Annotated in this window: 4 protein-coding genes and 1 pseudogene; 1 reads left to right on the plus strand and 4 read right to left on the minus strand. The window is 57.8% G+C overall.

Features of this window, described 5'->3' with window-relative positions; genetic code table 11:
• Position 1 precedes the first annotated feature (1 nt).
• A pseudogene (locus ACQQCD_RS10885) lies at positions 2-242 on the minus strand (MFS transporter); the annotation flags it as partial.
• Positions 243-424: 182 nt separating this feature from the next.
• On the opposite strand from ACQQCD_RS10885, the gene ACQQCD_RS10890 reads away from it, so the two are divergent.
• The gene (locus ACQQCD_RS10890) at positions 425-1,216 is read left to right on the plus strand and encodes an IclR family transcriptional regulator (RefSeq protein WP_430268405.1); all 792 of its coding nucleotides are present in this window, start codon (positions 425-427) and stop codon (positions 1,214-1,216) included.
• On the opposite strand, the gene ACQQCD_RS10895 is transcribed toward ACQQCD_RS10890, so the two are convergent.
• The 3 genes from ACQQCD_RS10895 to ACQQCD_RS10905 all read right to left on the minus strand — a co-directional run bounded on the left by ACQQCD_RS10895 (position 1,213) and on the right by ACQQCD_RS10905 (position 6,886).
• The gene (locus ACQQCD_RS10895) at positions 1,213-2,568 is read right to left on the minus strand and encodes an MFS transporter (protein WP_430268406.1); all 1,356 of its coding nucleotides are present in this window, start codon (positions 2,566-2,568) and stop codon (positions 1,213-1,215) included. The two genes, ACQQCD_RS10890 and ACQQCD_RS10895, sit on opposite strands and share 4 nt — an antisense overlap.
• Positions 2,569-2,660: 92 nt before the next feature.
• A complete protein-coding gene (locus ACQQCD_RS10900; protein ID WP_430268407.1) occupies positions 2,661-5,729 on the minus strand; it encodes an AAA family ATPase in 3,069 nt (1,022 codons plus the stop codon).
• Positions 5,726-6,886, minus strand: coding sequence for an exonuclease SbcCD subunit D (locus ACQQCD_RS10905; RefSeq protein WP_430268408.1), 1,161 nt, complete (start codon positions 6,884-6,886; stop codon positions 5,726-5,728). Before ACQQCD_RS10905 ends, ACQQCD_RS10900 begins: the two co-directional genes overlap by 4 nt.
• Between the last annotated feature and the right edge of the window lie 63 nt (positions 6,887-6,949).

Here is a 6,949-nt window from a genome sequence, read left to right on the forward strand (position 1 = left end):
TGGTGGCTGCCCATTTAGTGGAGTTCAGCAACCATTCGGCAATCGAAGCGGCGAAGGCGCCACCCAAGATTGCGCCCAATGCGTAGCCGATCGAGATCCCGGAGTATCGAATATTGGCGAGGAACATCTCCGCGTACATCGAGGACTGTGGGCCGTAAGAAAGACCCAGGCGTACCCAAGAGAAACGTTTTACCTCGACCGATCTTGTCAGAGAGCCAACCACCAACCAAGGTGAAGATCAGCCGGGTTGGAACTCATGTCCCGCCTCCTCTACCTGAATCCCAGGAAATCGTTTCAGCCAGCCTGCCCTGATTGGCACCGTTCGATAATCGGTCGACTCGTTCTCCCAAAGAACTCCAAGTCAGTGCGACACAGATCACAATGATGCGTTCCGCGCCTCTCAACTTCCCCATAAGATGGCTCAATGACCGCCGATACTGATGCCAGCAATGCAGCTTTGAACGCTCCGCCAGAGAACGCTCCAACCTCAGCCCCGGCGTCACAAACCCTGTCCCGTGGCATTCGGGCCTTGGAAATTTTGGCGCAGTCAGCCGAGCCGCTGAGCATCGCCCAGTTAGCAGAATCAATGGAGGTGCACCGTTCGGTGGCCTATCGAATTTTGCGGACTTTGGAGGATCACTCGCTTCTAGTCCGGGACGACGCAGGCCGGGTGACGGTTGGCCCCGGACTGGCAGTACTAGCCCGCGGGGTCTCTCGAGATCTGCAATCGGCTGCTTTACCGGAATTAAACAACCTCGCTAATTCACTGCACATCAGCGCGTTTGTGGCGGTGTGGGACCGCGAGGACTGCGTTACGCTGCTCACCGTGGAGCCGAAGCATACCGGAGCCACGATCGCGCAGCGGCCAGGTACACGCCACCGAATTAATGCGGGGGCGCCGGGGCTAGCCATCCAATCAACCATGACTCAAAAGCAGTGGCAGAACGCCGCGCCAGGGATCCCCTACCGGCCAGAAGCTGTGGCAGCCCGCGAACTCGGTTATGCGATGAGCCACGATGAAGTCATTGCCGGAGTTTCATCGATTGCTGCACCCATCCGGGTACCCGGTGGGCGCCCCGCTGCGCTTGCCACGGTGTACATCCGCACCGATCAACAGCCAGCCCACATTGGCGGACTACTCCACGCAGCAGCTCAACGTATCGAAACGTCACTCGGCTCATCATCCGGCCCGGTGGACCAACAGCACCGCCGTTAGTTCGGCGTCGTAGTCTGCTTCCGGCGTTTAACTACGACGGCGGCTGCCGCACCGAGCAGCAAAAGGGCTACCGCCGCTGCTACCGGGACAAGGAATGCGGGGGTGTAGCCGTGGCTTTGGGCGATGCTGCCGGCCACCGATGAGCCAATTGCTGTACCCGTCACAATGCCACTGGCCAGCATTGTCATAACAGTGCCCAGATTCTGCACCGGAGATACAAGTCCACCAATCGCAAACACCGTCACCATCACCGGCCCCACCGTTAGGCCTAGCAATAGCAGGACGGGAATCATGGGGCCCAAAGAATGCGGCAACAATAGCAACGGGGCAACAACCACCATGGCAGCTGCACAAACAATCCAACGGGCAGTGTGGCCAAAGCGCTCCGGCCATGCAGCCACTGTTAAGGCGGAGGCCGCGGAGCTCAGACCCATCACCGAGTAAAGCAGTCCGGCAAGATCAGATGTGGCGAAGGAGCCTGCAAAGGCGCCCAAGGCGGTTTGTGTGGAGCCAAAAAGCGTACCCATACACACCATCGCTGCCACTGGAATAGCCACAGCAACCCATTGGCCAGCTGCGCTTGATGTCCGCTCTTGGCGCGGACGCGAAGTCCCTGATGCCACTGCCCGGTGGGTTGGGTGGACGGCAAATGCTGGGACCAGTACCAGCGTCAGAAGCGCAGCGAGAGCAAGCGGCAACCACGGTGTAACCAGGCTTGCCAGAATACCCACCAAGGCCGGTCCCAGAACGAAGGTGAGCTCATCAGCGGTGCTCTCATAGGACATGGCTGTATCCAAGTCCCCTGCCGCTCCGGAGGTCCCATTTTTGGTGATAGCCATCCATCTCACGCGGGCCAAGGGACCCACCTGTGGGCACGTAAAGCCGGATAGCAAGGCACTCACGAGGCAAACGATCAGCCCGGTGCCTTCGAAGGAAGTGGCTGAATACGCGGCCAGAATAAGACCGATAACAGCAAGAGTGTTCAGGATTGCTGCAATCTGCAGCACTGGGCGCTGGCCAAAACGGTCGGCCAAGGTGCCCACAATCGGCGCGCCAATCGCTGAGCCTATTCCCACCGCGCCAGCGGCAAGGCCACCAACTGCATAGGAGCTGCTAACTGCGGTGAGGAGCGTGAGAGCTCCGACGGTCAGCATGGCCAGAGGCAAACGAGCAAAAAGCCCTAAGGGGATAAAGCCCTTGCCGGCGAGGCGCGGAAGTGCGCCGTAGCGGCGGAACATTCCGGCAAGTTTTTCGGTAGGTGCCACGTCCGAGGAAGCAGTTCCGCTAGGTGCTTGCTGGGACGGGCTTGCGTTCGAGCTTGGCAGTTTGGAGGTTGCCTGTGGATCGCTCATAAGTCACTCCGGGTACATCAACAGTGTGTGCATCGTCCCTCCACCCGACGCACGCAACCCGGTAACTCATCCATTATACGTACTTGCCATGGCTAAGCGAGGCTGCTCAAATCCACAAACTTCAGTGTGGATCCTTGCCTGCCCTTCATCAATTGCAGCTGAGCCGGGATCCGCATTTTCATCTCGGCGACGTGACTGACTAGCCCCACCATTCGGCCACCCTCGCGCAATGACTCTAGAGCGTCCATGACTTGTTCGAGTGCTTGCTCGTCCAAGCTGCCAAAGCCTTCGTCAACAAACAAGGTGTCAATCTCCACACCACCAGACTCCTGCTGAACTACGTCAGCTAGGCCAAGCGCCAGTGCCAGGGAGGCCATAAATGACTCTCCACCGGAGAGCGTGGACGTTTCGCGCGACTGTCCTGTCCACAAGTCCACCACTTCCAATCCAAGCCCCGATTTCTGGTTACGCACTGCCCGGGCGTCGGTGTGAGCCAAGCTGTAACGGCCATCGCTCATAGTCAGCAAGCGCGTTGAGGCTTCCTCGGCAACGCGTTCCAAACGGGCCGCAAGCACATAGCTATTGAGCGACATTCGCCGCGAGTTCTCCCCGTTACCAGCTGATGTCTGCGCCAAAGAACTGAGCATCGCAGCTCGCTCCCACACAGGACCATTCGCCGCGCTTTGATCGGCAAACACTTTGGCAGCTTTGGTGATTTGTTCCACGGCGCTGTGGCTCAAATCGGCTTGCCGCTGGAGAGAGCGCAACTGCTCAGTGGAGGTCTCCAACACCTCGTTGAGATGCGTGACTTCTGCGCGCAACGTATCCGATGTAAAGCTGTCCGGGGCCTCTGCTGCTGCAAGTTCGGTCTGAGCCTGGATCAGCGCATCGCTTGAGAACAACTGTTCAAGCTGAGCCTGTTCAGTTTCATACTTTCGCAGGCTCTGCTCCAGCGCGGTCAGATCAGCGCTGCTCAACAGCCCCACCCGGACCTGCTCGGAGGACTCAAAGTGCTGCTTGGCGAGGGCCTGCTGAAGTTTGCTTTCGCTTTCTTGGAGGGCTGCCGTGGCCACAACTACTCGTGCCCTTGCATCAGCATTGGCTTGCAGGACGTCTCGTTTGCGCTCAAGGACGGTGATTCGTTCGGCCAAGGTGCTGGCCCCGGCCCGGAGCTCTTGAAGTTCGGCGTTGAGTTGATTCAGCTCTGCGCTTGCAACGGCGAGCTGTTGTTCTGCCGCGATGCGCTGCTGCTCTGCAGCTTCTATTTTTTGGTCAACGGCTGCCAGCTGGGCTTCCACAGCCGTTTTGTTCTCCTGCGCATCGGAGAGTTTTTTGCTGGCCGATTTAATCCGTGCAACACGCTCTTGGGCAGCGGCAAGCTGAGCTTGAGCCACGCTGAGTTCAGTAGAACCGCCCTTACCGTCAAGGTGAGCCACTGCGATCTTGCGCTCCGCCAAAACGGCATCCGCTTGTGACTCAGCGCTCGTGGCGGCTTCATACCCTGCGAAGGCTTCTTTTTCGAGCTCGCCGAGGTTGCCAGAGCCCTCGCTAGGTGAAGCCGGACGCGGGTGATCAGACGAACCACAGACCGGGCATTCGTGTCCGGCTTCTAGCGTTGCCGCAAGTTCTGCTGCAGCATTCTGCAGGCGTTGTTCACGCAAGGAAAACCACTGCGAACGCAAGGATTGAGTGTTTCCTTTGGCAACGTTATGCGCCTGAGCAGCGCTTTCACGTTCAACCACGGCCACCGAATATTCACCGATGACGGAAATGAATTCTTGGGCTGCTTCCACTGCCTGAGCCGCCGCGTCGAGGGACTCTTGAGAACGCTCCAGCTCCGCAATTTCCTCATTTAGCATGGTCAGCGTGTTTTTCCCGAGCGCTGCTTCCTGGCGCTGCTCTTCGATTCGCGTCATCGCTTGTTGAGCCTCGGATTCGAAGCTGCGAATGGTCGCCTCGAGAGAATCAACGCGTTTTTCTTGAGTCACACCGTGACGAAGTACAGCTAGGTCGTCAACGGTTTGGGTCAAAACCTCGCGTCGTTCTACATCCCCGAGCTGTTCCAAACCCAGCTCCTGAAGTTGCTCAACAGCAGCTGTTTCGCTCTCTAGTGAAGCACTGAGCTCTTGGCTTGCCGTCAGGTGGGCATCAAGCACCGGCACCACAGTTTGAGCGGCGAGATGAACACGCAGGGATTCGGTCTGCTCGATGTAGAGCGCTTCTTCGGCATCGTGGGCCATTTTCCGCACTTGTGCAAGTTCTAGTTGCAGGTGTCGCTCTTGGGTTTTGACGGCCTCTTGAACAGCAATTTGGTGTGCAACAAAAGTCTCGGCGGCAACACTCGCTGCTTGGGCCTGTTCAGAAGCTACGGCACCGCCTTGAGCGAGCAACCATTCAAGCCTGCTCGCCGCTTTGTCCACGTCCAAGGCATCTTCGGCCTGGATGGCAGGCACCTCGGACTCGGGGACGGAGGGCAACTGCTCCAGGAGCGGGGCGGCAGCGTTTTCAGCCCCCAACAATACGTTGCGCAATCCGTGCTCAAGGGCGTTGATTCGTTCTTTAGCCTCTGTTGCCATTTGGGAGAGCTGCTTCTCCACAGCTTCAAAAACGCCTGTGCCAAAGAGCTTCTGAAGAAGTACCCGGCGGTCCTCCTCTTTGGACCTGAGGAACGCCGCAAAGTCGCCTTGGGGAAGCATCACTACTCGGGTGAATTGTTCCCGGTCCATGCCCAATACTGCAGAAATTTCAGCGCCAACTTCATCATTGCGCGTGGACTTTTCTACCCACCGACCATCAACGAATTCCCGTAACCGGCTCGTGGCATTTTGCGTCACAAAACCTCTTGAAGAACGGGTACTGGGTTTGGCCCACTGCGGGCTGCGAAGCACCTCAAAGCGCCGCCCCTGAGCGGTGAACTCACACAGCACACTTGGCTCAGCTTCAGGTGCAGCGTGATCGCTCCGAAGGCGTTTGCCGTCTTGCCGAACCCCAGGCACTGAACCGTACAGGGCATAACAAATGGCGTCCAAAACACTGGTTTTACCCGAGCCTGTGGGTCCGTTGAGCAAAAACAAACCGTGCTCCCCCAGTGCATCAAAGTCGACGCCTTCTTCGCCAGCAAAGGGGCCGAAGGCGTTGATCACCAAACGGTGGATTCTCACTTGCTACCCTCCAGGGCGCGAACACTTTCAAGAGCCTCAACCAAGCTTTGGCGCTCCGGTTCGGATGCCGGCCGGTCACGCACGTGATCAAGAAATCCGCAACAGACATCAAGCTCATCCACTGCTTCACGCACTCTTTGGCTGTACGTCTTCTTCTGGCTTAGCTGTGCGCCTTCGGGGTCAAAACTTAGGACCAGGGTGTGCGGAAATCTGCTCCTGATCGAATCCATGGCCTGGGCCGGTTTTTGTGTGTCGGTCAGAGTCACTTGGCAATAGGCTTCTTGCGCCCACTCAAGCTGCGGATCTTCAAGCAGCCCGGCCAAAGTCCCACGCAATACCGCTAGCTGGCGCAGTGACGTAAAAGGCACTTCCCGCACCGACGTTACTCCGGCTGCGTCTATCTCCACTAACCATGCACCCTTTTGGTGCCGAGCCTCAGAGAAGGAATACGGGAGCGGTGAGCCTGAATACCGCACGGTTTCTGAAAGAGTCTGCCGGCCATGTAAATGTCCCAAGGCGGTGTAATCAAAGCCTTGGAAAAGATCCAGTGGAACAGCACCTAGCCCACCAATGTTCAGGTCCCGCTCGCTCTCTGAGGTGATACCGCCGCTGGCAAAGGTATGCGCCATCACCACCGAGACAACCGTTCCAGCATGGCGCCGCGCCTGTAAGTCTGCGTGGATACGTTCAACGGCCGCTTGCGTGACTGAAAAGTGCCCCGGCTGTTCCACGTCCAGGGCCGCAGCCACCATCCTCGGTTCCAAAAACGGAATTCCGTAAACGGCTAGCTCAAACCCATCACCTTCAACAACGCAAGGCTGAGCGAGTTCCGAAACCCGGGTGCGCAAAAAAACTCCACCGCGCTCTAGAAGCCGTGAAGCGAAACCCAACCGAATCCCAGAATCGTGATTACCACTGGTGATCACCACCTTGCATCCTGTTGCAGTGACCCGAACCAGAGCATCATCAAAAAGATTCACCACGTCTACGGGCGGCAAGGCACGGTCATAAACGTCCCCGGAGATCAGCAGCACGTCCACTTCTTCAGTGACGACTGTTTCCACCAATTGGTCCACAAATGACCGTTGAGCCTCCAACATCCCGGCCCCGTGGAAAGAACGGCCAAGGTGCCAATCTGAGGTGTGCAAAATCCGCATATAACCAAACTAGCGGAACCCGCCAAAACACTCACGCGGGCGGGTGTCGCTAACGTGCGAGGA

It is taken from the genome of Pseudarthrobacter sp. J1763, from assembly GCF_050490295.1.
In the GTDB taxonomy this organism is placed as follows: domain Bacteria; phylum Actinomycetota; class Actinomycetes; order Actinomycetales; family Micrococcaceae; genus JBNPEO01.

What these genes read in the sequence shown, in the direction of transcription:
- ACQQCD_RS10890 (WP_430268405.1), top strand. Translation starts at nt 425, where the DNA reads ATGACCGCCGATACTGATGCCAGCAATGCAGCTTTGAACGCTCCGCCA.
- ACQQCD_RS10905 (WP_430268408.1), bottom strand. Translation starts at nt 6,886, where the DNA reads ATGCGGATTTTGCACACCTCAGATTGGCACCTTGGCCGTTCTTTCCAC.
- ACQQCD_RS10895 (WP_430268406.1), bottom strand. Translation starts at nt 2,568, where the DNA reads ATGAGCGATCCACAGGCAACCTCCAAACTGCCAAGCTCGAACGCAAGC.